This window comes from Streptomyces sp. NPDC059787 (assembly GCF_042732315.1).
GTDB lineage: Bacteria > Actinomycetota > Actinomycetes > Streptomycetales > Streptomycetaceae > Streptomyces > Streptomyces atrovirens.
Window position 1 is genome coordinate 78,791 of the sequence record NZ_JBHWHX010000014.1, and the last position, 25,448, is coordinate 104,238.

The following is a 25,448-nucleotide window of genomic DNA, read 5'->3' on the forward strand; positions in this document are numbered from 1 at the left end:
GCTCAGCGTGCGGAACCCGAGGCGCGCGTAGTACGGGGCGTTCCACGGGACATCGGTGAACGTGGTCAGCGTCAGCGCGGTCAGGCCCTGCTCGCGGGCGTGGGCGGCGGCGTGGTCGAGCAGCGCCCGGCCCACGCCCCGACGGGCGGCGGCCGGGTGGACGGAGACCTGCTCCACGTGGAGGGCGTCGTCCACGGGTTCGGCGGTCAAGTACGCCACGGGCCGGCCTCGTTCGTCGGCCGCCACCCAGCAGCGGCCCGCCCGGCGGTAGTGCTCCAGCACGTCCGGCGCGGGCGGGTCGTCGTCGGCGATCTCCGGCATGGCGAGGTCGCGGAACGGGGCGCCGGCGGCCCGTTCGATGTCCTGGAGGGCGGGCAGTTCACCGGGTTCGGCGGGACGGATGCGCATCCGCCGAGTATCGGCCGCCGGTGGCGGACGCGTCGCCGGGTTTTCAGGCCCCGTCGGCGTCCAGCGCCTCGGCGGGGCCGTTCACCGGCTGCGGGGTGCCGGTGGGGCCGAGCAGGAACAGCGGGACGTCCAGCGCGTCGGCGCGGGCCCGCGCCTCCTCGGTGTAACCGGCGACGGTGAAGTACAGGCAGACGGCGGACTCGGTCATCGCCGTCAGCCACAGGCACTCCACGTCCCGCGGGGTCGCCGGACGCGCCGACGGGTCGACCTGGGCGAGGACGCCACGGCCCGCCAGTCCGACACCGGACGGGGAGCGCCGGCCGGTGCGGCGGACGTCCTCGTGGCCGAGCCGGCGCAGATGCAGCACGGCGGCCGTGACCGCGTCCCGGTCCGCGTCCCGCGCGGAACGGGCGGTGGCGGCCTCGGGTCGCCCCGCCGGGACGGACGCCCGTGGCCCGGCCACCGGGATCAGCAGCACCGTCCCGCACGGGCACCCCAGTTCGGGCCGCGGCCACTCGCCACGGAGCCCGCAGCGCCCGCACCGCACGGCGACCCACTCCTCGTCCCAGGCGCGGTGCCCGACCGGGCCGGGCACCCCGTCCAGGTCCAGCGGCGGCGTGACGGGCGCGCCGCACGCGCAGGGATACGACGGTGCCGTGTAGCGGTGCGAGCGCCGACAGGCGGGACAGCGCACCGGCACGCTCTCGGGCATGGTCCCACTCCCGTGTTCTCGAGGCGGTGCCCATCGTCCTCCACCGGTCCGCCGTGTGTCCGGCGCTTGCCCCTCTCTTGACGGCTTCGACCACCCACCCTACATTCATTCCAGATAGCAGAAGTTATTTTCCATCATGCGGAAGTACTGCCGCGGGGCGCGACGGGAGTACGCATCCGACAGCCGAAGCAGGAGTACTCGATGGCTCGAATGACCGCTGCCCGCGCGGCAGTCGAAATCCTCAGGCGTGAGGGCGTCACCGACGCGTTCGGTGTCCCGGGCGCGGCGATCAACCCCTTCTACGCGGCGCTCAAAGCCTCCGGCGGCATCACCCACACCCTCGCCCGCCACGTCGAGGGCGCCTCGCACATGGCCGAGGGCTACACCCGTACCCGCCCCGGCAACATCGGCGTCTGCATCGGCACCTCCGGACCGGCCGGCACCGACATGATCACCGGCCTGTACTCCGCGACCGGCGACTCCGTCCCGATCCTGTGCATCACCGGCCAGGCGCCGACCGCCGTGATCCACAAGGAGGACTTCCAGGCCGTCGACATCGCCTCCATAGCCAAGCCGGTCACCAAGATGGCGGTGACCGTCCTGGAGGCCGCGCAGGTCCCCGGCGTCTTCCAGCAGGCCTTCCACCTCATGCGCTCTGGACGGCCCGGCCCCGTCCTGATCGACCTGCCGATCGACGTGCAGCTGACGGAGATCGAGTTCGACCCGGACACCTACGAACCGCTCCCGGTCTACAGGCCCGCCGCGTCCCGCGCCCAGATCGAGAAGGCGATCGGCATGCTGAACTCCGCCGAACGCCCGCTGATCGTCGCGGGCGGCGGTGTCATCAACGCCGACGCGGCCGAACTGCTCGTCCAGTTCGCCGAGTTGACCGGCACCCCGGTGGTGCCGACCCTGATGGGCTGGGGCGTCGTCCCCGACGACCACGAACTCAACGCCGGCATGGTCGGCCTGCAGACCTCGCACCGCTACGGCAACGCGACCTTCCTGGAGTCCGACTTCGTCCTCGGCATCGGCAACCGCTGGGCCAACCGCCACACCGGGAGGCTCGACGTCTACACGGCCGGCCGCACCTTCGTGCACGTCGACGTCGAACCCACCCAGATCGGCCGGATCTTCGCCCCCGACTACGGCATCGCCTCCGACGCGCGCGCCGCGCTGGAGCTGTTCGTCGAGGTGGCGAAGGAGCTGAAGGCCGAGGGCCGGCTGCCCGACCGCTCCGCCTGGGCGGCCGCCGCGCAGGAGAAGCGCGCCACCCTCCAGCGCCGTACGCACTTCGACGACGTCCCGATCAAACCGCAGCGGGTCTACGAGGAGATGAACAAGGCCTTCGGCCCCGAGACGCGGTATGTCTCCACCATCGGCCTCTCACAGATCGCCGGCGCGCAGCTGCTGCACGTCTACCGGCCACGGCACTGGATCAACTGCGGCCAGGCGGGCCCGCTCGGCTGGACCGTCCCGGCCGCGCTCGGCGTGGCGAAGGCCGACCCCGAGGCGCAGGTCGTCGCCCTGTCCGGCGACTACGACTTCCAGTTCATGATCGAGGAACTGGCGGTCGGGGCGCAGCACAGGATCCCGTACGTCCATGTCCTGGTGAACAACGCCTACCTGGGCCTGATCCGGCAGGCGCAGCGGGCGTTCGACATCGACTTCCAGGTCAGGCTGGAGTTCGAGAACGTCAACGCCCCGGAGCTGGGCGTCTACGGCGTCGACCACGTCAAGGTCGCCGAGGGCCTGGGCTGCAAGGCGATCCGGGTGACCGACCCGGACGAACTGGGCGCGGCCTTCGAGCAGGCGAAGAAACTCGCGGCGGAACACCGCGTCCCGGTGATCGTGGAGGCGATCCTGGAACGCGTCACCAACATCGCCATGTCGACCACCAACGACATAAGCAACGTGGTCGAGTTCGAACCCCTCGCCACCGAACCGGCCCACGCCCCCACCTCGGTGAAGCCCCTGAAGTCCTGACCCACCCCGCACACCCCGGAGGGGCGGCCCGTCCAGGCGACGGCCCGCCCCTCACGCCGTGGGCTCAGTCCGAGCCGCCGCCGCAGCCCCCTCCTCCGCAGCCACCGCCACCCCCGTACCCGTCGCCGCCCGCGCAGCCGAACGCGCCGCCGCAGTAGTGGGGGCCCGTATAGCCGCCACCGGAGCTGCCGGAGGCGTCGGGGGTGCCGGAGAAGCGGCGCAGGGCGCGCTTGCGGCGGAGGCGGACGCGTTCCGTGAGGCCTGCGCGGAGGGCGAAACGGGGGACGACGGCGCGGAGGGCCGCCTGGCCGTGCAGGGCGACGGCCAGCAGCTTCTCCTCCTCGGAGAGGCCGTCTCCGCTCGCCGGGACGGGAGACGCGGTGCTCAGCACCTGCAGTCGACGGCGTGCCGCCCGCGTCGTACCCAGCGCCGGCGGACTCACCATGCCCGTCTCCGCCAGCCCGTTCCTCAGCGTGTCGACCGCCCACCGGACGTCCGGGTCGCGCAGCAACTCCCGTACGTGACAAGGCTTGTGCAGTCTTCGGTACACCGCGCTCTCCAGGTACGGCACCCTCAGCTCCGCCGGGACGTCGTCCTCCGGCGTCGGCAGCGGCGGCAGCGCGCGCCCGGCCTCGTTGCCGACCGCCACCACCGTGTGCGCGGCGCCGGGTTCGACGGCGCCGCGCAGGTGCAGGGCGACGACGGCCACGATGACGGCGGCGCGCGGCCCCCCGGCCAGCAGGGCGAGCTCGTGCGGCGTTTCCCGGACGCGCGCGGTGTCGGTCATGACAGGACCCCCTCGGACAGGGGGCCCGCCGCCCCCGTGCCGGCGGGCCCCGTGTGCGGGGATGGTTCCGCGCGCGGGGCCCGCCGAAGCCTCGGGAGGCGAGGTTCAGAGGTTCATTTGAGGGTGCCGTAACCCGCCTACGGACTTTGTCGTAGCGGCCGCGCTCACGGCTCGTGGTGCTCCGACAGTCCCGGCCAGTCGTCCGGGCCGCCGCCCTGCCACTCGATGAGGTCGGTCTCCTCGACGTCCGTGACGTACAGGTCGGCCAGCCGCAGGATCTCGCTCACGTCGTCGACGTGCGTGGCGAGGCCCAGCGTCTCGTCGTCCGAGGTGACCCGCCGGGAGCCGTCCAGGGCGGGGGAGTGCACCACGATGTGCGGATGCTCCGTTGGATGTGCCATTGGATGTGCCATGTCCCCAGGCTGCTGCGCGCCGGGCGGATCCGCACCCCCGCGGACCGGAAGGCGCCCGGATGCGGGACCGTCCGCATCCGGGCGCCGGAAAGGCAGGGGCGCTGCCCTGTCGGCCGAGGGACCGCGGCGGCGGCGACGGCCGCGGAGCCCCTCCCCTCAGGTCGAAGAAGGAGTCCCGCCGCTTTCACCACCGCACTGGCTCGCACGCCGCCGCGGCGCCCTCGTCCCGCCCGCCGCACCCGTACGGTGACCCCTCATCCGGGCCGTACGGCGTCGCCGCGGGCTGCGCGCACGGCCCCGACCTCCCGTCAGGGGCCGCGCGCGAGTCGTCGTGCTCAGTCCTCGCGTTGAACGAGTGGGCAGGGTGGGTTCCGGGCGGCGCCGCCGCCTTGGGCGCGACAGGACAGGTGTCGGCGCCGGCGCCGCCCGGAGGTCTGTGAGTGGCGCGGGCCGGTCAGACCCGCGCGCCGGACAGCCGTTCGACCGCCCGCAGCAGCGCGGAGTGGTCCAGTCCGCCGTCGCCCTGTGCGCGCAGGCTCGCCACGAGCTGGGCGACCACGGCACCGACGGGCAGTGCCGCGCCGACGGCGCGGGCGGCGTCGGTGACGATGCCCATGTCCTTGTGGTGCAGGTCGATACGGAAGCCCGGCGCGAAGTCCCGGTTCAGGAAGTTGTCCTTCTTGCGGGTCAGCACCGTGGAGCCGGCCAGTCCGCCGCCCAGGACGTCGAGTGCCGCCGCCAGGTCCACGCCCGACTTCTCCAGGAAGACCACGGCCTCGGCGCACGCCTGGATGTTGACGGCGACGATGAGCTGGTTGGCGGCCTTCACGGTCTGCCCCGAGCCGTGCGGACCGCACAGCACGATCGTCTTTCCGAGCGCCTCGAAGAGCGGCTTCGCCTCCTCGAAGTCGGCCCGCTCACCGCCGACCATGATGGACAGCACCGCCTCGACGGCGCCCGCCTCACCGCCCGACACGGGGGCGTCCAGCACCCGGATGCCCTTGTCCTTCGCGGCGGCGGCCAGGTCGACGGAGGTCCCCGGGGTGATCGAGGACATGTCGATCAGCAGGGCACCGGGCCGGGCGTTCTCCAGGATGCCGTCGGGGCCGTACGCGACGGCCTCGACCTGCGGGGACGCGGGAACCATCGTGATGATCACGTCGGCGTCCCGCACCGCCTCGGCGACGGAGGCGGCGGCGGTGCCGCCGGCGGCGGCCAGCCGGTCCAGCTTCGCCTGCTCCAGGGTGTGGCCGGTGACGTCGTAGCCCGCCTTGATCAGGTTCTCGGACATGGGGGAGCCCATGATGCCGAGGCCGATCCAGGCGACCGCCGGGCGGGTCGGGCGGGAGGAAGGGGGAAGGTTGCTCATGTGAGGGTGCCTCTCGATACAAGGGGGTGTGGTCAGCGGGGCAGCCAGCCGAAGGCCTCCGCGCTCGGACGCCCGCCGGGCTTGTACTCCAGGCCGACCCAGCCGTCGTAACCGGCCTTGCGCAGCCGGTCCAGCAGGTCCTCCAGCGGGAGCGAGCCGGTACCGGGGGCGCCGCGGCCGGGGTTGTCGGCGATCTGCACATGACCGGTCCTCCCGGCGTACCGGTCGATCACCGCCGGCAGGTCCTCGCCGTTCATCGCCAGGTGGTACAGGTCCATCAGGAACCGGGCGTTGCCCAGACCCGTGGCCGCGTCGACCTTGTCGACGACCTCCACGGCGGCCGGGGCCGACACCAGCGGGTACAGCGGCGACTCGGGCTTGTTCAGCGCCTCGATCAGCAGGACCGCGCCGATCCGGTCGGCGGCCCGGGCCGCCAGGACGAGGTTCTCCAGGGCGAGCGCGTCCTGCTCGGCCGGGTCCACGCCGTCGACCCGGTTGCCGTACAGCGCGTTCAGGGCCGTACAGCCCAGGGACCCGGCGAAGTCGGCGGCCACGTCGACGTTGGCACGGAACCGCTCCGACTCCTCGCCGGGCACGGACAGCGCCCCTCGGTCCGGTCCGGGCAACCGCCCGGCGTAGAAGTTCAGGCCCGTGAGCCGTACGCCCGCGTCCTGGACCGCCTTCCGCAGCGCGTCCAGCTCGGACCGCTCGGGGACGGGGGAGTCGGCCCAGGGCCACCACAGCTCGACCGCGGTGAAGCCGGCCGCGGCGGCGGCCGCCGGGCGCTCCAGGAGCGGGAGTTCCGTGAAGAGGATCGACAGGTTGACGTTGAAGCGCTGGTCTGCGAATCCCATCGGATGCACCCTTCCTGAAATTCCATATAGTGGAAGTTCATTTCTGCTTAACGGAAGGTTGCCGTCGGCTCTCCGGACTTGTCAAGAGGGCCGGGCCGCCGGAAGCCTCCGCCCGGCTTCCCGGCGGTCCCGAAAGCCGCGCCGCGCGTTAGGTTGTGCGCGTGCGATTGAGAGTGGAGTTCACGACCGAGCCCTTCGACCTCGACGAGGCGCCCGCGCACGCGGTGGTCGCGCGGGAGGTCGTCGAGGCGGCCGAGCTGGACGCGGTGGACGTCGGACCGTTCGGCAACACCGCCGAGGGCGGCGCCGACGCGGTGCTCGGCGCCGTGGACGCGATGCTGCGCAGGGCGCTGACCGCCGGCGCCACCCGGATCTCGCTCCAGGTCAACGTCGTCGAGGAGGGCGACCGGTGACCGGCGCCGGTGACGAGGCCTTCATCGCGGCGGTGAAACCGCTGGTCGACGCCATGGGTGGCGAGATGGTCCCGCCGGACGAGGCCGGGACCGACGACGTGGTGCTCTCCTGGGAGGGCGCCGCCGTCGTCGCCGTACGGCTGCCGCAGCTCGCGGACTCCCTCGACCACATCCTCGCGGCGCTGGAACGCGGGAAGGGCAGGCCGCTCGCGGACCTGGACCGCAAGGCGAAGCAGGAGATCGTGCGCGGTCTGGAGGCGCGCGGCGCCTTCGCCGTGCGGCACGGGGTGGAGACCGTGGCGAGCGCGCTGGGGGTCAGCCGCTTCACCGTCTACAACTACCTCAACCGCGAGAAGGGCACCTGAACCTCCCGGACGACGGGCGCTCCTCTTTCTCACGCCGAATTTTCAACAAACTGTTGACGTGTTGTTCGTGACGGCGTTCACTGTCGGCACGCCCGTTCGACACGAAGGCCGCTCGCGGCCACGGAGGCTTCCGTGACGTCGACTTCCCCACCTCCGGGCCTGGCCCGCTTCAACGCCCTGGAGGAGCACGCGGCCCTCGCCGCACTCCACGAGGCCTGCGCCTCCACGGCATGGGCCCGGCGACTGCTCGCCGCCCGCCCGTACCCCACCGCCGACGACCTGTACGCCGCCAGTGACGCCGCCACGGCCGGCCTGACCACGGCCGACCTGGAAGAGGCGATGGCGGGGCACCCGCCGATCGGCCGCCCGAAACCGGGGGACCCGGCCTCCGCCCGGGAACAGAGCGGCATGGCCGGCGCCCCGGAGGCGCTGAAGGCCGAGATGCTCGAACTGAACCTGGCCTACCAGGAGAGGTTCGGCCATGTCTTCCTCGTCTGCGCCACCGGCCGGACCGGCGAGCAGATGCGCGACGCCCTCCGGGAACGCCTCGGCAACGCGCCGGAGCGGGAGCGCGAGATCGTCCGCACCGAACTGGGGAAGATCAACCGCATCCGGCTGGCCCGTCTCGTCGATGCCGATGCCGAAGCCGAGGCCGGATTCGAAGCCGATGCCGAAGCCGAAGAGGACCGACCCGCATGAGCACCGACACCACGGCCTCCGTGTCCACGCACATCCTGGACACCAGCGCCGGCCGCCCCGCCGAGGGTGTCACCGTCCGCCTCGCCGCCCGCTCGGGCCGGGACGCGGACTGGAGGGCGCTCGGCGGCTCCGCGACCGACGCGGACGGACGGTGCAAGGGCCTGCCGGCCCTGCCGGAGGGAACCACCCACGTACGGCTCGACTTCGAGGTCGAGGCGTACTTCGAACCGTCAGCGAGGAACCAAGCCGAGGCACAGCAGGACGCCCCCGCGCATCGGGACGGCGGGACCGGAGTGTTCTTCCCGGAGGTGGCGATCACGTTCGCCGTCACACCGGGCGAGCACTACCACGTACCGCTGCTGCTCAACCCGTTCGGCTACTCCGTTTACCGAGGGAGCTAGCAGACACATGCCTACGATTCTGGGCCAGAACCAGTACGGCAAAGCAGAGAACCGAGTCGTCAGGATCACGCGGGACGGCACCACCCACCACATCAAGGACCTGAACGTCTCCGTCGCCCTGTCCGGCGACATGGACGAGGTCCACTACTCCGGCTCCAACGCCAACGTCCTGCCGACCGACACCACCAAGAACACGGTGTACGCGTTCGCCAAGGAGCACGGCATCGAGTCCGCCGAGCAGTTCGGCATCCACCTCGCCCGCCACTTCGTCACCTCGCAGGAGACCGTGCACCGGGCGCGCATCCGCATCGAGGAGTACGCCTGGGAGCGGATCGAGGCGGCCGGCGAGGGCGAGCACTCCTTCGTCCGCAAGGGCCAGGAGACCCGGCTCGCCCAGATCACCTTCGACGGGGAGAAGTGGGAGGTCGTCTCCGGTCTGAAGGACCTGACGGTGCTGAACTCCACCGACTCCGAGTTCTGGGGCTACGTCAAGGACAGGTACACGACGCTCAAGGAGGCCTACGACCGTATCCTCGCCACCTCGGTCTCCGGCCGCTGGCGGTTCAACTGGACCGACGACGAACAGGAGACGCCCGACTGGGAGACGTCGTACGAGGAGACCAGGAGGCACATGCTCCAGGCCTTCGCCGAGACCTACTCCCTGTCCCTGCAGCAGACGATGTACCAGATGGGCACGCGGATCATCGACCACCGCGGCGAGATCGACGAGGTCCGCTTCTCCCTCCCCAACAGCCACCACTTCCTGGTGGACATGGAGCCGTTCGGCCTCAAGAACGACAACGAGGTGTACTTCGCCGCCGACCGCCCCTACGGCCTGATCGAGGCCACCGTCCTGCGGGACGGCTGCGAGGCGCGGATACCGGTGGACCTCACCAACCTGTAAGCCCGCACCTCCCCTTCGGCACCCGCGGCCGGACGGTCCGCCGACCGGCCGCGGCACTCAGACCTCCAGGGTCCTGCCGTGCCCTCTCCACGTACGCGAAAAGGACGAACCATGGCAGCAACCCGGCGCACCGTCATCGAGAACTGCGCGATCGCGACCGTCGACGCGAAGGACACCGAGTACGCCTCCGGTCACCTCGTCCTCGCCGGCAACCGCATCGAGTCGCTCGGCACGGGCACGGCCCCCGAGGGCCTGGAGAACGTCGTACGGCGGATCGACGCCACCGGCCACCTCGCGACCCCCGGCCTGGTCAACACCCACCACCACTTCTACCAGTGGATCACCCGGGGCCTGGCCACCGACCACAACCTCTTCGACTGGCTCGTCGCCCTCTACCCGACCTGGGCGCGCATCGACGAGCCGATGGTGCGTGCGGCGGCCCGGGGCTCGCTCGCGATGATGGCCCGCGGCGGCGTCACCACCGCCATGGACCACCACTACGTCTTCCCGCGGGGCACCGGCGACCTGTCCGGCGCCATCATCGGGGCCGCCCGTGACATGGGCGTGCGCCTCACCCTCGCCCGCGGCTCCATGGACCGCGGCGAGAGGGACGGCGGACTGCCCCCGGACTTCGCCGTCGAGACCCTCGACGACGCGCTCGCCGCCACCGAGGAGACGGTACGCCGCCACCACGACACCTCCTCCGACGCCATGACCCGGGTCGCCGTCGCCCCCTGCTCCCCCTTCTCCGTCTCCACCGAACTGATGCGGGAAGGAGCCGAGTTGGCCCGGCGGCTCGGCGTACGCCTGCACACGCACGGCTCGGAGACCGTCGAGGAGGAGAAGTTCTGCCACGAGCTGTTCGGCATGGGCCCGACCGACTACTTCGAGTCCACCGGCTGGCTCGGCGAGGACGTCTGGATGGCGCACTGCGTCCACATGAACGACTCCGACATCGCCGCCTTCGCCCGTACGGGGACGGGCGTCGCCCACTGCCCGTCGTCCAACGCCCGTCTCGCGGCCGGCATCGCCCGCGTCCCCGACATGCTCGCGGCCGGCGTCCCGGTCGGCCTCGGCGTCGACGGCACCGCCTCCAACGAGTCCGGCGAACTCCACACCGAACTGCGCAACGCCCTCCTCGTCAACCGCCTCGGCGCCCACCGCGAGGCCGCCCTGAACGCCCGGCAGGCGCTGCGCCTCGGCACGTACGGCGGAGCCCGAGTGCTGGGCCGCGCGGGGGAGACCGGCTCCCTCGAGCCGGGCAAGCTCGCCGACCTGGTGCTGTGGCGGATGGACACCCTCGCGCACGCCTCCATCGCCGACCCGGTGACCGCGCTGGTCCTCGGCGCGGCGGCCCCGGTCACCGCGTCCTTCGTGAACGGCCGGCAGATCGTGGAGAACGGCCGTCTGCTCACGGCCGACGAGGACGAGATCGCCCGCTCCACCCGTACGGAGGCCCGGCGGCTGGCCCGGATCGCCGCGCGGGGCTGAGCCCCGTCGAAGTCTCCGGCCGGGAGGGACGGCTCCCGGCCGGTGTCCGCGGACGCCCATCGGGGTCCGCGACGGCCGAGACCCGGGCGGGTAACTCCCCGGGTCGGGCACCCCCCACACCGTTACCCGTCCCGCACGACCGACCAACCCCACCACCTCCTTGACACCCGCGTCAGAGCCGACGTGTACCCGACCGGAGGAGAGCCGCAGTGGCCGACCACCCCGTTGACGAGAAACTCCCCGCACTCAAGATGGCGACGACCGGCCTGCAGCACGTGGCCGCCATGTACGCGGGCGTCGTCGCCCCACCCCTGATCGTCGGCGCGGCCATCGGTCTCACCGGCACCGAACTCACCTTCCTCACCGGCGCCTGCCTGTTCACCGCGGGCCTCGCCACCCTCCTGCAGACCCTCGGCGTCTGGAAGATCGGCGCCCGGCTGCCCTTCGTCAACGGCGTCACCTTCGCCGGTGTCGCCCCGATGACCGCGATCGTCGTCTCCACCGACGACAGGAACGACGCCCTGCCGGTCATCTTCGGCGCGGTGACCGTCGCCGGACTCCTCGGCTTCCTCGCGGCACCGTTCTTCAGCAAGGCGGTCCGCTTCTTCCCGCCGGTCGTCACCGGCACGGTCATCACGCTCATAGGCGTCTCGCTGCTGCCGGTCGCCTTCGGCTGGGCGCAGGGCTCCGGTCCCGCGGCGGACGACTACGGCTCGGCGACCAACCTGGGCCTGGCCGCCGCCACCCTCGTGATCGTCCTCCTCCTGCGCCGCTTCACCCGCGGCTTCGTCAAGCAGATCGCCGTCCTGCTCGGCCTGGTGGCCGGCACGCTCCTCGCGATCCCGTTCGGGGTCACCGACTTCTCCCCGGTGGCGGACGCGGACATCGTCGGTTTCCCGACCCCGTTCCACTTCGGGGCGCCGCAGTTCCAGCTCGCCGCGATCGTCTCGCTGTGCGTGGTGATGGTGGTGTCGATGACCGAGTCGACCGCCGACATGCTGGCGCTGGGCGAGATCGTCGGCCGGCCGGCCGACGAGAGGACCATCGCGGCCGGCCTGCGCGCCGACACCCTCGGCTCCGCCCTCAGCCCGCTGTTCAACGGCTTCATGTGCAGCGCCTTCGCCCAGAACATCGGCCTGGTCGCGATGACGCGGATCCGCAGCCGGTACGTCGTCGCCACCGGCGGGGGCTTCCTCGTCCTGATGGGGCTGTGCCCGATGGCCGCCTCGCTGATCGCCGTCGTACCGCGCCCGGTGCTCGGCGGCGCGGGCGTGGTCCTGTTCGGATCGGTCGCGGCGAGCGGCATCCAGACCCTGGTCCGGGCCGGCCTGGAGAAGGACAACAACGTCCTGATCGTGGCCGTCTCGCTGGCCGTGGGCATCATCCCGATCAGCGCGCCGGAGTTCTACCACTCCGCCCCGGAGACGGCCCGGATCATCCTCGACTCGGGCATCTCCACGGGCTGTGTGGTGGCGGTCCTCCTGAACTTCGTCTTCAACCACCTCGGCAACGGCCGCCGCGAGGCCACCGACGTCACCCACCCGATGGAGGCGGGCGGGGAACTCACGGGCGTGAAGACCCCGGCCACTCCGTAGAGTTCGTCCCGGCCACCGCCCACCCCCGGCCGCACGCTACGCCGCCCGGGCCGCCGCCACTTCCTCCCGCAGCCGGGGCAGCATGTCGTGGTACACGCCCGGGCACAGCGTCTCGCCGTAGTCCTTGTGGCCGTAGAGCTGCGCTGAGGGGATGCCGTACCGCTCACACACGTACGCGCACAGGACCACCAGGACGTCCCACTGCGCGTCGGGCGGTACCGCGCCCGCGTGGTACGCGCCCTCGCACGCGATGCCGACGGCCTGGTCGTTCTGCCCGGAGGTGTGGGAGCCGAGCACGAAGTTCCGGCCTCCGGTGAGCGCCTGGAGGCTGCCGTGCCGGCCCTCGGTGATCCAGCCGCCCCGGCTGACCAGGAAGTGGTAGCCGGTGTCGACCCAGCCGTTCTTGTCCAGGTGCAGGTCCTGCACCCAGTGGGCGTGCGTGTGCGCCTGGGCGCGGGAGAGGTCGGAGGTGTTGGTGCTCACCGTGTGATGGACGACGATCCTGCTCGGCCGGTACTGCAGGACGCCGATGTTCCCCTGCGGGGAACGGGCGTCCCAGGTCCCGGTGGAGTCGATGTCCGGCTCGATGGCCTCGGCGTCGCGCGCCTGCGCGGTGCCCGGCACGGCGGTGGCGGCGGCCAGTCCGGCCGCACCGGCGAGCAGGAGACGGCGCCGGAGGGCGTTCTCGGGATGCACGATCACTCCTCGGGGACGGAGGGAGGGTGGGGGGAGGTGAAGGAGCCGGCGACGGACGGCCGCCGGCCCCACCGCGTGATCGCGCGTCAGGTGTTGTTGGCGAGCGCCAGCAGCCGGTCGCGGGAGCCGTTGAACTGGTTGCGGTCCACGTTGCCGGCGACACCACTGACCGAACCGGTGCTGGTGTACTGCCACACCGTCCAGGTGGGGAACCCGCTCGGGATGGTCGGCGACGACGCCGAGGTCCAGTGCGCCACCCACAGCGGGCTCTTGGCGGACATGCCGGTCCAGTTGCCGGTGCAGGTGTTCCACCAGCTCGCCGTCGTGTAGATGACGACATCGCGGCTCGTGCGCGACTTGTACGTGGTGTAGAAGTCGTTGATCCAGCTGCGCATCTGCGTGGTGGACAGGCCGTAGCACATCGCCCCGTACGGGTTGTGCTCGATGTCCAGGACGCCGGGCAGCGTGAGGTTGTCGCGCGACCAGCCGCCGCCGCTGCTCGCGAAGTAGTTCGCCTGGGTGGCGCCGCCGGAGGCGTTGGGGAGCGCGAAGTGGTACGCGCCCCGGATCACGCCCGCGTTGTACGCGGCGGGGTAGTTGCTGTTGAACCGGTCGTCCTTGTAGGTGGTGCCCTCGGTCGCCTTGATCCAGGCGAACTGGATGCCGGCGCCCCGCACCGAGGTCCAGTTGACGGCGCCCTGCCAGTGCGAGACGTCGATGCCCTGGACGCCGTCGGTCGGGGCGAGGGCGCCCAGCGACGGTGCGCCGGCCGGGCCGCCCTGGTGGATACGGGTGCCCACACCCATGTAGGCCTGGCCGGGCTTGACGTTGAGGGGCTTCGGGTCGGGCTGCGGTGCGGCGCTCGCGCCGCCGACGGACGTGGCCGTGAGCGCCAGGGCGGCGCCGAGGACACCGAGCGCGGTGGCCGTCCGTCTTCCGAGGCGGGAGACGTGGGGGAGAACCTGCATGGGACTTGCCTCCTGACACATGTGGGGATGAGAAGGAGGTGACGTCGGCCGCTGCCACCTGGGCAGATCCGTGCTGCTTGACGTGCGCGCGTCATTAGTTACGCACGTAGATTCCAGGCCTGTAAAGAGCTTCCGTTCCTCTCTGGTGGTCTGGTCCACTGTAGGAGCGGATGGCCTGGAAACTTGGTAACCGGACGGCGGAAACTTTCAGCGCGTGAAACCTCGGCTACAGTCCGAACAGGCCCGGGTCCTTCGCCAGGTCCCGGAAGACGTCCTGCGGATGCGGCACGAGCTTGCGCTGCTTGAGGTCCATCAGCCCGCCGACCGCCGTGATCTCGGCCGCCACGGTGCCGTCCGCCTTGGTGATCGTCTGCTCGATGGTGAAGACCTTGCCGCCACCCCAGGTGAAGACGCAGCTCACGTCGGCCTCGTCACCGGCGAGCAGCTCCCGCTTGTAGCGGATGGTGGTCTCCAGCGCGACCGGTCCCACGCCCTGGGAGATGAGGCCGGACTGGGTGATCCCGGCCTCCTGGAGCAGCGACCAGCGCGCGTGCTCCGCGTAGTTGAGGTACACGGCCTGGTTGAGGTGACCCTGCACGTCGGTCTCGTATCCGCGCACGGTCACCCGTACGGAGAACGGCTCGCTCACGGTGTCTGTCCCCTTCACGCCTGATCGGTTGGCTGTCCGACCCACCGATCCTGACACGCCCCTCACACCCGGCGCGGGGAGGCCAGCAGATAGCGCGCCCGCGTCCTCGGCTCCGTGTACTCCCCGACCTGCCAGCCGGCCTCCTCCAGCGTGGCCGCACAGGCCCGCAGCGTCGCGCCGTCCGGCTCGTGCACGGCGACCGCCTCCGGCTGCGGGGTCTCCCGCACCCGGTAACCGCCCTCACCATCGGTGGCCGGGCGGTGTCCGGCGGCCTCCAGGGCGAGCGCGGCGGCCTGCACCAGATGCGAACGCTCCCAGCCGCAGGGCCGGTCCGTCGCCCCGTCGGGATTGGTCATCCGGCGCAGCTCCAGCATGCCCTGCCAGGCACCGCGCACCTCCCGCAGCCGGGCGGGGCCCGACTCCGGCGCGGGGTGCTCGCCGCCGACGCGCGCGGCGAACACCCCGGTCGCGGCCGGTGCCTCCACCGGCTCGGGCGCCGTCTTCGCCCCCGCCTCGCGCGCCCGGTGCCCCGCCGGGGTCAGGAAGTGATCGTGCGGCGGCCTCGGATGCCGGAAGGCGAGCCCGCGCTTCACCAGCGCGGCGAGCTGTGCCGGCGTGCCCCTCAGCCGCCCGGTGCCGGGATCGGCGGCATCGACGAGACGGCGCTGCGCGGCGGTGAGCGGTCGGGTCATCGGGGTCCGGAGGCGTACGGGAGGAAGGCGGCCCACTGATGGGGGGCGAACGTGAGGCGGGGGCCCTGTATGTGCTTCGAGTCGCGGACGTGGATGGTTCCGGGGGTGAGGGCGACCTCGACGCACTCGGGGCCGTCAGCGGTGCTGTAGCTGCTCTTGAACCACTCCAGTGGGCGACCGTGCTCCGTGGAGGGGTTGGTCATCTTGTCTCTCCCAACACTTTCTCGATGAAGGCGAGCGACTCACGAGGGGTGAGAGCCTGGGCCCGGATGGCGCCGTAGCGGACCTCGCAGATCTGGATCTCCTTGACGTGCGAGATCAGCCGACTCGTGAGCTGCACTTCGTTGTGAGCCACCGTAACCCCCTCCTTGAGCCGCAGGAGTTGGAACGACCCGTCGATACCGGCGTGGTCCTCGCGGTCGGTAGGCATCACCTGGATCTCCACGTTCCGCCGGTGACCAATCTCCAACAGGTGTTCGAGCTGCTTGCGCATCAGCATTCTGCCCCCGAGCGGACGGCGCAACGTCACCTCTTCCTGGACAAAGTTGAAGACCGGCGCGGGCTGCTGATCGAAGATCTTCTGGCGTGCCAGGCGCCCCTCGACGAGCTCGTCCACCTGCTCCTCGGAGAACGGGGGTCGCCTCATGACGTAGAGATTTCTCGCGTACTCCTCGGTCTGGAGCAGGCCGTGCACGACCGAGTTGGCGTAGGCGCACAGCTCGACCGCCTCCGACTCCAGTTTCGCGTGGTCCCGTACCTTCTTGGGGAACCGGGCGTTCGCCACCTCCTTCTTCAGCCCCGCGATCAAGCCGCCCGCTTCGAGCACCCGGTCCGCCGCCTCCAGGAACTCCTCCGCCGGAGCCCTGCGCCCGCGCTCGACGGACGACACCTGCTCCTCGCTGTACCTGATGGCCGTGGCGAGACCGGCCTGGGTCATGCCCTCCCGCTCCCGGCACATCTTGATGACCCTGCCGACGGTCCGCAGAACGGCCGCCGACTCCTCGTCCGCGCCGTAAGGTTCCACACTCATGCCCTCACACCTCCATGTGCCACCCGTGCCCAACTCGCCGCCCGTGTGAGGGGTCACGCGTCACGGCCCGGACAGACCCGGACAACACCCGTACGGTGACCCTGTGTACGCACTTCGCCGCTGTGCACGGCAGGGTCGACCGGCCACGCTGAGTGACATGAACGTCGATATTGCCCCGACCAGCGAACACACGGACTCCGCCCGCCGCTTCAGCATCCGACTCTCGGCCACCGCCCGTGGCGCACGCCTGGCCCGTCACCTGTCGGCCGAGCAACTCGCTTCCTGGGGCTGGCCGTACGACTCCGAGGGCAACCGCACGGCGTCCCTGCTGGTGGCCGAACTCGCCACGAACGCGGTGGTGCACGGGCGGGTGGCGGGCCGTGACTTCAGACTCCGCCTGACACTCCACCCGGAGGACGCCACGCTCCGTATCGAACTCACCGACGCCCGCCCCGACCGCCGCCCACCGACACCCGGCGCACTGCGACCCGCCGCATCCGACACGGAGTCCGGCCGCGGCCTCCTTCTGGTCGAGGCGCTGTCGTCCCACTGGGGGACGACCGGGGGAGACCCGTACACCAAGACGGTGTGGTGCGAGGTCGTCCTGCGCTGAGCGGTGCCGCCAGGAGCGTGGGTCAGTAACGGCGTGCCTGCAGCCGAGGCTGGAGCGCGGGTCTCGGCTGGGCTCTGTGCTGGTTATGCTGCCGACCATGACCAGCGGTGTGACTACGGAGCCCGCCGTCCTTGACGTCGGGGAGCTGACTTCCGATCCGGAGCTGGAGGTTCGGTTTTCGGAGTCGGCCCACCAGATCCTGGCGGATCTGGTCAGTGGAGGTGCCGCGCTGGGCTGGGTCGAACCACCCTCGCCAGATGAGGTGGCGGAACTTCTCGGCCACGTCGTCTCTGCGGTGCGGGCCGGGGACGCGGCCCTGCGTGCCGCTTACCTCGACCGTCGGCTTGTCGGGCTGGGGTACTGGCTCCGCTACGCCCGACCGACTCATCGGCCGCACGCCGATCTGGAGAAGATCGCAGTAGAGGCCGCTGCCCATGGTCGTGGTGTCGGCCGGGCGCTGACCGCTGCCCTGATCGCTGACGCCCGCAAGGCGGGTATCGAGGTCCTCACCCTGGACGCCCATGGCGACAACACTCATGCCCTGCACCTCTACCGGTCGCTGGGCTTCACCGAATACGGCCGTCTGCCCGACTTCGTCGCCGTCGGCGAACGCCGTTACGACAAGGTCTTCTACATGCTGGACTTCCGCCGGCAAGGCTGACCACCGACACGCACGAAGGCCCGGCAGTGACCTGCTGGGCCTTTCAGCCCCACCACATCCCCACAGGCCACCGGCGGGCGACCGCGACCTATCCATCGATCACGTTCGGCGAGGCCGCTTGCTCGTTACTGACTCATGCTCCTAGCCCAGGAACTCCGGCTGCTGATAGGGCGTCCACCAGCTCAGCAGCCCCCAGATGCCGAGGCCGAGGGCGCCCGCCGCGACAGCGGCCGCGAGCCACGGGCGGCGCAGTGTGCGCAGGACGAGCAGCCAGACGGTGAGCGGGACGAGCGCGCCGCCGAGGGCGATGAGGGGGAGGTCGACGTAGAGGACGCTCAGGTCCCGGTGCATGCCCTCGAAGCCGCCGTGGATGCTGACCCGCGCCCTCGGTGCCCAGGCGAGCACCGCGATCACGGCACCCAGGGCCGCCAGGAGGATGCCCGCACAGCCCTGTTTCTCTTCTTGCATACCTTGATCGGACGCGATCGTCCTGTCGGTGGTTCCTGGCCTCCTACTGGCGGTATCCGCTCAGGAACCGCCCGATCCGGCCGATCGCCGTCTCCAGGACGTCCGCGTGGGGGAGGGTGAGGATGCGGAAGTGGTCGGGGGACGGCCAGTTGAAGCCGGTGCCCTGGACCACCTGGATCTTCTCCCTCAGGAGCAGGTCCAGGACGAACTTCTCGTCGTCGTGGATCCTGTGCACGGACGGGTCGATGCGCGGGAACGCGTACAGCGCGCCCTTCGGCTTCACGCAGCTCACGCCGGGGATCTCGTTCAGCTTCTCCCAGGCCACGTCACGCTGTTCGCGCAGCCGGCCGCCGGGCGCGGTGAGCTCGTGGATGGACTGCCGGCCGCCGAGGGCGGCCTGGATGGCGTACTGGGCGGGCGCGTTGGCGCACAGCCGCATGGAGGCCAGCATGGTCAGGCCCTCCAGGTAGTCCTTCGCGTGCTGCTTGGGGCCGGTGACCACCAGCCAGCCGGAGCGGAAGCCCGCCACGCGGTAGGTCTTGGACAGGCCGCAGAAGGTGAGGACGACCAGGTCGGGAGCGAGCGCGGCGGCCGAGTGGTGCACGGCGTCGTCGTAGAGGATCTGGTCGTAGATCTCGTCGGCGAGCACCATCAGGCCGTGGCGGCGGGCCAGGTCGAGGATGCCCTCGACGATCTCCTTCGGGTACACCGCGCCGGTCGGGTTGTTGGGGTTGATGATGACCACGGCCTTGGTGCGGTCCGTGATCTTCGCCGCCATGTCGTCCAGGTCCGGGTACCAGTCGGCCTGTTCGTCGCACAGGTAGTGGACCGCCTTGCCGCCCGCGAGGTTCGTCACCGCGGTCCAGAGGGGGAAGTCCGGCGCCGGGACGAGGACTTCGTCGCCGTCCTCCAGCAGGGCCTGTACGGCCATCGAGATCAGCTCGGAGACGCCGTTGCCGAGGAAGACGTCGTCCACGTCGACCTCCAGGCCCAGGGTCTGGTAACGCTGGGCCACCGCGCGGCGGGCGGAGAGGACGCCCCGTGAGTCGGTGTAGCCGTGTGCCCGGGGGAGCATCCGGATCATGTCCTGGACGATCTCCTCCGGCGCCTCGAAACCGAACAGGGCCGGATTGCCGGTGTTCAGGCGCAGCACGCTGTGCCCCGCCTCCTCCAGCGCGTTGGCGTGCTCGATCACCGGACCGCGGATCTCGTAACAGACCTCGCTGAGCTTGCTCGACTGCCGGAACTCCATGCGCCGCTTCCCCTCACGTGGTGTTGCTTGGTTTTACCAAGCAGGAGCTTGGAAAGTCCAACAACATGTCTAGACTGCGTCGCATGTCACCTCGCCGAAGCTACGACCAGTACTGTTCCGCCGCCCGCGCGCTCGACGTCGTCGGCGACCGCTGGACCCTGCTGATCGTCCGGGAACTCCTCGCAGGGCCGCGCCGCTACACCGACCTGCACGCGGACCTGCCCGGCGTCAGCACGGACGTACTGGCCTCCCGGCTCAAGGACATGGAACGCGACGGCCTCACCACCCGACGCCGGCTGCCCCCGCCCGGAGCGGCGTACGTGTACGAACTCACCCCGCGCGGGAGTGCGTTGCTGTCCGTCCTCCAGGCCCTCGGTGCCTGGGGCGAGGCCGAACTGGGCGAGCGGCGCCCCACGGACGCGGTGCGCGCCCACTGGTTCGCGCTGCCCCTGCTGCGCGCCCTGGAGGGCGAGGGCCTCGTCGAAGTCAGCCTGGACGAGGGCAGGTTCCACCTGCACGTCGGCGTCGGGGGCGGTGCCGTGTACGGCGACGGCCCCGCCCCCGGGGAACCCGACGCCCTGCTCTCCCTGGACACCGCCACCTGTACGGCGATCAGCCGCGGCGAGCTGCCCCTGGCCGACGCGGTCCGCGCGGGACGGGTCGAGGTGACGGGCGAGGGCACGCTCGCCAAGGCGCTGCGGGAGACGTGAGGCGAAAAGGCGGAAGGCCCGCACGAGGGCGGGCCTTCCAGGAGGGGGACGTCACGCGGTCGGCGGCACCCCGGGCGGACGCCCGGACCCCCGCGTCAGCCGGTAGCCGGCGACACCCGCCAGGGCGGCCAGCACGCCGCCCGCCGCCGTCCATATCCAGCGGTCGGACCACCAGCCGGAGGTCCAGCCGTCCTCGGGTTCCAGATCGGCCAGCACCGCCGGGTCGTCACTCTCCTCGTCCGACTCGGCGCGCGTCGCGATGCCCGGCACCAGCGGTTCGGACAGCGCTCCGTCCACGGCCGCCGCGCCGCCCATGTCCTTGGAATCGACCCGCAGTTCGGCGCTCACCGACTGGCCGAGGTCGGACGTGGACAGCCGCAGCGCCGTGAGACGGACGTAGTACGTGCCCGGCAGCGGGTCATTGGCCCACGGCTCCGACCAGGCGCGGACCGTGCGCAGCACGCACTCCAGCTCCACGGAGGGCGTGTCCGTCCCGGCGGTGCGGGTCTGCGCGCCGTACTGGCAGGCCTGGCGGCGGCGCAGACCGTCGTACACGTCGATCTGCCAGGTCTCGGCCGCGTGGCTCTCCGGCAGCTTCACCGTCGCGTGGACGGTGGGGCGCTGCCCGGCGTCCGCCGGGAACGACCAGTACAGGTAGTCGCCCGTGGAGGCACGCGCGGTGGCGGTCTGCCCCTGCTCGACCTCCGTCGCCGTGCGGAACGAGGTGCCCGCGCGGGTGGGCGCCCCGTCGTCGTCGGACGTGCCGGGGGAGGGGGAGGAGTCGGCCGCGGCGGGTGCGGCGGCCAGTCCGAGGGTCAGGAGGGCGGCACTCAGTACCCGTACGGCGCGCATCAGTTGGTCCTCCAGACGGCGACCCGCCAGCGTGACAGCCAGCCCCAGACGAGACCGGCGAGGAAGCCGGTGAGGATCAGCGCGCCGAGCAGCCACCAGCCCCGGCCGAGACCGAAGGAGGCCACGTCGTCCGCGCCGTCCGGACCGTCCACGACGTCGACCGTCAGTTCCAGCGGGAGACCGGGCGTGGTCTTCACCCCGGAGTCCGCCGAGAAGGAGTTGGTCACCGCCAGGCACACGACCTCGGCCGCGGGCTTGCCGCTGTCGTCGTCGTCCCGCTCGGGCTTCGGGTAGCGCAGCCCGGTGGACAGCACGTCCGTACGGCCGTTGCCGGTCGCCTCACCGCGCACGATCTCCCGGCCGTGCACCGTGACGGCCCGCAGCAGCACGCCGTAGTCCGGGCGCACGGCGCGGTCCGCCGCCACGCTCACCGAGGCGCGCAGCTCCTGCCCCGACAGCAGCTCCACGCGGTACCAGCGCTGCTGCCCGAACTCCTCACGGTCGGTGTAGAGGCCGGACCCGAGCGTCGGCGCCTTGGCGCACGAGCCGGCGCCCTCGGTGGCCACCGGCGTCACCACGGGCTCGGCCGCGCGGTCCACCAGCTCGTTCACCCGGTCGGTGAGCTCGTCCTGGTGCTCGACCGAGGTGTACGTCCCGCCGGTCGCCTCGGCGATGCAGCTGAGCTGCCGGCTCAGCTTGGCGTTCGGCACCAGGCCCAGCGTGTCGATGGTCAGGCCGATGCCCCTGGCCGCGATCTCCCGGGCCACCTCGCACGGGTCGAGCGGGGCGCAGGTGTCCTCGCCGTCGCTGATCAGCACGATCCGCTTGGAGCCGTCGCCGCCGTCGAGATCGTCGGCCGCCTTCAGCAGGGCGGGGCCGATCGGGGTCCAGCCCGTCGGGGCGAGGGTGGCCACCGCCGTCTTCGCCTCGGTGCGGTCCAGCGGGCCGACCGGATAGAGCTGCGCGGTGTCCTTGCAGCCCTCCTTGCGGTCGTCGCCGGGGTAGTTCGCGCCGAGCGTGCGGATGCCCAGCTCCACCTCCTCCGGCGTCGCGTCCAGCACCTCGTTGAACGCCTGCTTCGCCGCCGCCATCCGGGACTGGCCGTCGATGTCCTTGGCCCGCATCGAGCCGCTCACATCGAGGACCAGGTTCACCTTGGGGGCGTCCTGACCCGTGGGTTCACCGGCGGCCGCCCCGGCCGGGAAGGCGAACCCGGCCGTCAGTGCGGCGAGCAGGGCACAGGCGCCTGCCACCGGCCGTTTTCTTCTGATCATCGGCGGATCCTATTGATCAGGAGTGCCGCGCTCCAAAACGGGGTGTCACAGGGACCCGTACCGGAGCGGATTGGGCAGTTCCGCCCATTGGTCCCCCGACGGCCGCGGTGACAGCCGCATCAGCGTCAGGGCCTTCGCCGGCAGCGGCTCGTCGAGCAGGGCGGTCAGGTCCGGGGTGCGCGGCAGATCCCGTACGGCGCCCTCCAGGACCGTCCGCAGCACCGGCCCCGACCCCGCCGTCCCCGCCAGCGCGCCCGCCACCAGCGAACCGAACAGCTTGCGCCGCAGGGTGCGTTCGTCGTCCGTGACCATGCGCGCGGGCAACCCCTCGGGGAGCGGGACGCCGTGCCGGGCGAGGCGGGTGGGACCGATCCGCAGATCGGCCAGATCGCGGTAGACCAGCCGTACCGGATCCCCGTCCGGTGACAGCACCACGAGCAGGTTCTGGCCGTGCGCCTCAAGGGCCACCCCCAGTTCCAGCAGCCGCAGCCCGACCGTGAGCGCGAGCCGCGCGAACCGGACCGACCAGGCGGGGGAGTGCGGCAGTTCGGTGGTGGCCAGCGCCGCCACCGGGACGACCCGCTCCCCGGGCGCCGCGTACACCTCCGGCGACTCGCGCAGCACCGCCGCCAGATCGGGCGACCCGGCCGCCACCGCGCCCAGCGTGCGGGTGACGTGCAGCAGCCCGTCCGTGCGCGCCGCCACCGTCTCCCCGAAGTCCGACAGCACCGCCGACGCGGCCACCGAGCCGAGCGAGATGTCCCGCACCGAGGACGTCAGCCGGGCGCTCAGCGCCGTCTTGACGTGCGGCCCGTCCGGCAGCGCGAGGGTGCGCAGCGCCATCAGCGGATGTGCCGCCAGCCGCCGCCCACCCGTCCGCTTCAGCACGTGCGCCGCCTGCCAGGGGTGCACCGGGACCACCACCCGCCCCGACTCCCGCAGCCACCCCGGCCACACCCCCGACACCAGGCACCCGTCCTCCGGCACGGGCAGCAGCCCCAGCTCCACCACCGGCCCGTGCTCGGGTCCGTAGGCGAGCTGCTCGGCCACCGAGAAACCGGGCCGGGAACGGCAGTTGGGGTGGAACGGATGTCCGTCGACCACCCGTCGCTCCCACTCCCAGTCCCGCGCGGGCCACTCCCGCGGGTGGTCCCACCGCCCCGCCCGGGACAGCGCCAACGACGCCACACCGTGCGCGAGTTCGGCGGCGAACACCTCCGAGTGCGGTACGGCCAGCTCCGTCATCAGCCGCGCCGGATCGTCGTGCACCGCCTCGTCCAGCCGTACGGCCGTGACGTACGCGGCGGTCGCGTACGGATCCGCCCGTGGGCCGCGCAGCCACCGCCCGTCCGCGAGCCGCAGGCCGAGCCCGTCGCGCAGCGTCTCCCGCCGGGCGATCCACGGCAGCGGATCGTGCGCGAGGCCACGCCACAGCCGGGTCAGCACGGCCGCGCGGGCGCCGGGCAGCGCGTCGGTGTACCGGGGCACGAGAGAGGGCCGTACGACGGCCAACTCGTCGGCGGCCTCGGCCTCGGCGGTGGGGGGACGGTGCACGGTCGGGCTCCTCGGTGACGCGCGGGGTGGGACGTACGGGTGGACGATGACAGACATACTGATCGTCTCCGCCCGGACAGACCGTAAGGAACCAGAGGAACGCGTGGATCTCATGCCCCCGCCCGCGGACGACGACGCCGACGCGTACGCGGCGGTGCCGCTGTTGAACTGCCTGCTGCGCGAAGTGGCCCGGCCCGTGCCGGGGGCGGGGGCGGGGGCGTACTCGACGTACCGCCTGCCCGGTACGGACCGCCTGCTGCGGGTGCGCGGCACCCGGCGCCCCGCCGGACCCGAGGTCCACTCGGAGGGCGCCTGGCACCGCCTCGGCCACACGGAGCTGGTGAAACTCGTCGCCGAGGAGCTGCGCCGGCACACCGGCCTGCCCAACCACGAACTGCCCGCCGAGATGCTCGACAGCCGGGAGGTGGTGGCCGCGCTGCTCGCCGCCCGCGCCCGGGCCACCCCGCCCGACGACCCGTATCTGCGCTCCGAGCAGGCCCTCGTCACCGGTCACACCCACCATCCCGCCCCCAAGGCACGCGGCGGCGGCCCCGCGGCGGCCTGGCTGCCGTACGCGCCCGAGGCGCACGCCCGCTTCCCGCTGACGCTGCTGGGGCTGCGCGAGGACACGGTGGTGGACGAGGGGGACACCGCGGCCCTCGACCGCCTGGGCACCGCGCCCCCCGGCTACCGCCTGCTGCCCGCCCATCCCTGGCAACTGGACCTCGCGGCCCGTGACCTCGCCCCCGCCTTCGCCGACGGCCGCCTGATCCGGCTGGGCACGACCCCCTTCCCGGTGTGGCCCACGGCGGCGATCCGCACCGTGTACGCGCCCGGGCGCGACCTGTTCCTGAAGTTCAGCCTGGACGTGCGCATCACCAACGACATCCGCCGGCTGTGGCGCCACGACCTGCTGAAGCTCCGTACGACCGACACGGCCGCACGCGACGCCTTCGCCGGGTCCGACGCGGCCTGGCAGAGCGACCGGGGTCACCGCACCGCGGACTTCGCCCACGAACAACTGGCCGTGGTCGTACGCGACGGCCTGCGCGGCCACCTCCCGCCCGACGCGACCCCCTACCTGGCCGCCGCCCTGGTGGAGGGCTTCGACGGCAACCCACTGGCCACCACCCCCCGCCCGGGGGCCTGGTGGGAGGCCTACCTGTCGCGGGTGGTCCCCCCGGCCCTGACGGCCTTCGGCGGACACGGCGTCGTCCTGGAGGCCCACCTGCAGAACACGCTCGTCGCCATGGACCCCGACGGCATGCCGGTACGGGCCCTGTACCGGGACGCGGAGGGCGTGAAGCTGCTGTCCGCGGTCTCCAGGGAGGCGGGCTGGGAGCGCCTGGTGTACTGCCTGCTCGTCAACCACCTCTCCGAGACCGCCGCCGCCCTCGCCGACCACCACCCCGGCCTCGACCCCTGGCCCGCGGTCCGCCGCGAACTGTCCCGGCACGACCTCCCCGAGATCCCCTCCCTGCTCACCGCCCCGGCCCTCCCGGCCAAGACCAACCTCCTGCTCCGCTGGACCGGCGCGGACGGCGCCGACGCCCGCTACCGGCCGCTGCCCAATCCGCTGGCCGGCCCATAAAGGCAGGTGAGCCCGCGGGAGGCCTGCCGTACGCTGGCCGG

28 protein-coding genes and 1 pseudogene are annotated in these 25,448 nt (G+C 71.9%); 12 read left to right on the forward strand and 17 right to left on the reverse strand.

Annotated elements, in window-relative coordinates; genetic code table 11:
* Positions 1-36: 36 nt before the first annotated feature.
* Positions 37-408, reverse strand: a pseudogene (locus ACFV5H_RS15995) (GNAT family N-acetyltransferase); the annotation flags it as partial.
* Positions 409-451: 43 nt separating this feature from the next.
* Positions 452-1,120, reverse strand: coding sequence for a hypothetical protein (locus ACFV5H_RS16000; protein WP_385195242.1), 669 nt, complete (start codon positions 1,118-1,120; stop codon positions 452-454).
* A 201-nt stretch (positions 1,121-1,321) separates the two neighbouring features.
* Here ACFV5H_RS16000 and gcl point away from each other — a divergent pair, with 201 nt between their 5' ends.
* Positions 1,322-3,106 (forward strand): glyoxylate carboligase, encoded by a 1,785-nt coding sequence (gene gcl, locus ACFV5H_RS16005; protein ID WP_385195244.1) that lies wholly within the window; start codon positions 1,322-1,324, stop codon positions 3,104-3,106.
* Positions 3,107-3,170: 64 nt separating this feature from the next.
* On the opposite strand, the gene ACFV5H_RS16010 is transcribed toward gcl, so the two are convergent.
* From ACFV5H_RS16010 to ACFV5H_RS16025, 4 genes are all read right to left on the reverse strand, one after another.
* Positions 3,171-3,893 (reverse strand): TIGR04222 domain-containing membrane protein, encoded by a 723-nt coding sequence (locus tag ACFV5H_RS16010; RefSeq protein ID WP_385195246.1) that lies wholly within the window; start codon positions 3,891-3,893, stop codon positions 3,171-3,173.
* A gap of 164 nt (positions 3,894-4,057) precedes the next feature.
* Positions 4,058-4,294 (reverse strand): hypothetical protein, encoded by a 237-nt coding sequence (locus ACFV5H_RS16015; protein ID WP_085573883.1) that lies wholly within the window; start codon positions 4,292-4,294, stop codon positions 4,058-4,060.
* 466 nt (positions 4,295-4,760) lie between these two features.
* Positions 4,761-5,675, reverse strand: a complete 915-nt coding sequence (locus ACFV5H_RS16020; protein WP_385195248.1) for a 2-hydroxy-3-oxopropionate reductase — start codon at positions 5,673-5,675, stop codon at positions 4,761-4,763.
* A 32-nt stretch (positions 5,676-5,707) separates the two neighbouring features.
* A complete protein-coding gene (locus ACFV5H_RS16025) occupies positions 5,708-6,529 on the reverse strand; it encodes a TIM barrel protein (RefSeq protein ID WP_385057797.1) in 822 nt (273 codons plus the stop codon).
* 161 nt (positions 6,530-6,690) lie between these two features.
* Here ACFV5H_RS16025 and ACFV5H_RS16030 point away from each other — a divergent pair, with 161 nt between their 5' ends.
* From ACFV5H_RS16030 to ACFV5H_RS16060, 7 genes are all read left to right on the forward strand, one after another.
* Positions 6,691-6,942, forward strand: coding sequence for a hypothetical protein (locus ACFV5H_RS16030; protein ID WP_383339990.1), 252 nt, complete (start codon positions 6,691-6,693; stop codon positions 6,940-6,942).
* Positions 6,939-7,307, forward strand: a complete 369-nt coding sequence (locus tag ACFV5H_RS16035; protein ID WP_385195251.1) for a helix-turn-helix domain-containing protein — start codon at positions 6,939-6,941, stop codon at positions 7,305-7,307. The genes ACFV5H_RS16030 and ACFV5H_RS16035 overlap by 4 nt, the downstream gene beginning before the upstream one ends.
* A gap of 132 nt (positions 7,308-7,439) precedes the next feature.
* On the forward strand, positions 7,440-8,006 hold the full coding sequence (gene uraD, locus ACFV5H_RS16040; protein ID WP_385057800.1) for a 2-oxo-4-hydroxy-4-carboxy-5-ureidoimidazoline decarboxylase: 567 nt from the start codon (positions 7,440-7,442) through the stop codon (positions 8,004-8,006).
* Positions 8,003-8,407, forward strand: a complete 405-nt coding sequence (uraH, locus tag ACFV5H_RS16045; RefSeq protein WP_385195253.1) for a hydroxyisourate hydrolase — start codon at positions 8,003-8,005, stop codon at positions 8,405-8,407. The genes uraD and uraH overlap by 4 nt, the downstream gene beginning before the upstream one ends.
* A gap of 7 nt (positions 8,408-8,414) precedes the next feature.
* A complete protein-coding gene (gene pucL / locus ACFV5H_RS16050; protein WP_385195255.1) occupies positions 8,415-9,311 on the forward strand; it encodes a factor-independent urate hydroxylase in 897 nt (298 codons plus the stop codon).
* 111 nt (positions 9,312-9,422) lie between these two features.
* Positions 9,423-10,802 carry an 8-oxoguanine deaminase gene (locus ACFV5H_RS16055; RefSeq protein WP_385195258.1) on the forward strand — a complete coding sequence of 460 codons (1,380 nt, stop codon included), beginning with the start codon at positions 9,423-9,425 and terminating at the stop codon, positions 10,800-10,802.
* Between the two features lie 209 nt (positions 10,803-11,011).
* The gene (locus ACFV5H_RS16060) at positions 11,012-12,397 is read left to right on the forward strand and encodes a nucleobase:cation symporter-2 family protein (protein WP_385052857.1); all 1,386 of its coding nucleotides are present in this window, start codon (positions 11,012-11,014) and stop codon (positions 12,395-12,397) included.
* A 36-nt stretch (positions 12,398-12,433) separates the two neighbouring features.
* On the opposite strand, the gene ACFV5H_RS16065 is transcribed toward ACFV5H_RS16060, so the two are convergent.
* The 6 genes from ACFV5H_RS16065 to ACFV5H_RS16090 all read right to left on the reverse strand — a co-directional run bounded on the left by ACFV5H_RS16065 (position 12,434) and on the right by ACFV5H_RS16090 (position 16,432).
* Positions 12,434-13,093: a peptidoglycan recognition family protein gene (locus ACFV5H_RS16065; RefSeq protein WP_385195260.1), complete on the reverse strand. Its 660-nt coding sequence runs from the start codon at positions 13,091-13,093 to the stop codon at positions 12,434-12,436.
* 86 nt (positions 13,094-13,179) lie between these two features.
* On the reverse strand, positions 13,180-14,061 hold the full coding sequence (locus tag ACFV5H_RS16070; protein ID WP_385052852.1) for a lysozyme: 882 nt from the start codon (positions 14,059-14,061) through the stop codon (positions 13,180-13,182).
* Between the two features lie 226 nt (positions 14,062-14,287).
* A complete protein-coding gene (locus ACFV5H_RS16075) occupies positions 14,288-14,710 on the reverse strand; it encodes an acyl-CoA thioesterase (protein ID WP_385052850.1) in 423 nt (140 codons plus the stop codon).
* 62 nt (positions 14,711-14,772) lie between these two features.
* Positions 14,773-15,402 (reverse strand): hypothetical protein, encoded by a 630-nt coding sequence (locus tag ACFV5H_RS16080; RefSeq protein ID WP_385195262.1) that lies wholly within the window; start codon positions 15,400-15,402, stop codon positions 14,773-14,775.
* Entirely contained in the window at positions 15,399-15,605 is a 207-nt protein-coding gene (locus tag ACFV5H_RS16085) for a DUF397 domain-containing protein (RefSeq protein ID WP_385195265.1), read from the reverse strand. Before ACFV5H_RS16085 ends, ACFV5H_RS16080 begins: the two co-directional genes overlap by 4 nt.
* On the reverse strand, positions 15,602-16,432 hold the full coding sequence (locus tag ACFV5H_RS16090) for a helix-turn-helix domain-containing protein (RefSeq protein ID WP_385195267.1): 831 nt from the start codon (positions 16,430-16,432) through the stop codon (positions 15,602-15,604). Before ACFV5H_RS16090 ends, ACFV5H_RS16085 begins: the two co-directional genes overlap by 4 nt.
* Positions 16,433-16,589: 157 nt before the next feature.
* Between ACFV5H_RS16090 and ACFV5H_RS16095 the strand changes: the two genes are divergently transcribed.
* Together ACFV5H_RS16095 and ACFV5H_RS16100 are read left to right on the forward strand one after the other, a co-directional pair.
* Positions 16,590-17,045, forward strand: coding sequence for an ATP-binding protein (locus ACFV5H_RS16095; protein WP_385052841.1), 456 nt, complete (start codon positions 16,590-16,592; stop codon positions 17,043-17,045).
* Between the two features lie 97 nt (positions 17,046-17,142).
* Complete coding sequence (locus tag ACFV5H_RS16100; protein WP_385195269.1) at positions 17,143-17,706, forward strand: GNAT family N-acetyltransferase; 564 nt, start codon at positions 17,143-17,145, stop codon at positions 17,704-17,706.
* Positions 17,707-17,847: 141 nt separating this feature from the next.
* On the opposite strand, the gene ACFV5H_RS16105 is transcribed toward ACFV5H_RS16100, so the two are convergent.
* Together ACFV5H_RS16105 and ACFV5H_RS16110 are read right to left on the reverse strand one after the other, a co-directional pair.
* Positions 17,848-18,174 (reverse strand): hypothetical protein, encoded by a 327-nt coding sequence (locus ACFV5H_RS16105; protein WP_385195271.1) that lies wholly within the window; start codon positions 18,172-18,174, stop codon positions 17,848-17,850.
* Between the two features lie 43 nt (positions 18,175-18,217).
* The gene (locus ACFV5H_RS16110) at positions 18,218-19,426 is read right to left on the reverse strand and encodes a pyridoxal phosphate-dependent aminotransferase (RefSeq protein WP_385052834.1); all 1,209 of its coding nucleotides are present in this window, start codon (positions 19,424-19,426) and stop codon (positions 18,218-18,220) included.
* Positions 19,427-19,509: 83 nt separating this feature from the next.
* Between ACFV5H_RS16110 and ACFV5H_RS16115 the strand changes: the two genes are divergently transcribed.
* Complete coding sequence (locus tag ACFV5H_RS16115) at positions 19,510-20,136, forward strand: winged helix-turn-helix transcriptional regulator (protein WP_385195273.1); 627 nt, start codon at positions 19,510-19,512, stop codon at positions 20,134-20,136.
* A gap of 51 nt (positions 20,137-20,187) precedes the next feature.
* On the opposite strand, the gene ACFV5H_RS16120 is transcribed toward ACFV5H_RS16115, so the two are convergent.
* Genes ACFV5H_RS16120 through ACFV5H_RS16130 form a run of 3 tightly spaced genes read right to left on the reverse strand, consistent with a single transcriptional unit; the run spans position 20,188 to position 23,816 of the window.
* The gene (locus tag ACFV5H_RS16120; RefSeq protein WP_385052828.1) at positions 20,188-20,988 is read right to left on the reverse strand and encodes a hypothetical protein; all 801 of its coding nucleotides are present in this window, start codon (positions 20,986-20,988) and stop codon (positions 20,188-20,190) included.
* Positions 20,988-22,262: a VWA domain-containing protein gene (locus tag ACFV5H_RS16125; protein WP_385052826.1), complete on the reverse strand. Its 1,275-nt coding sequence runs from the start codon at positions 22,260-22,262 to the stop codon at positions 20,988-20,990. Before ACFV5H_RS16125 ends, ACFV5H_RS16120 begins: the two co-directional genes overlap by 1 nt.
* A 45-nt stretch (positions 22,263-22,307) precedes the next feature.
* The gene (locus ACFV5H_RS16130) at positions 22,308-23,816 is read right to left on the reverse strand and encodes an IucA/IucC family protein (protein WP_385195276.1); all 1,509 of its coding nucleotides are present in this window, start codon (positions 23,814-23,816) and stop codon (positions 22,308-22,310) included.
* 112 nt (positions 23,817-23,928) lie between these two features.
* Here ACFV5H_RS16130 and ACFV5H_RS16135 point away from each other — a divergent pair, with 112 nt between their 5' ends.
* Positions 23,929-25,407 (forward strand): IucA/IucC family protein, encoded by a 1,479-nt coding sequence (locus tag ACFV5H_RS16135; protein ID WP_385195386.1) that lies wholly within the window; start codon positions 23,929-23,931, stop codon positions 25,405-25,407.
* Positions 25,408-25,448: the final 41 nt, after the last annotated feature.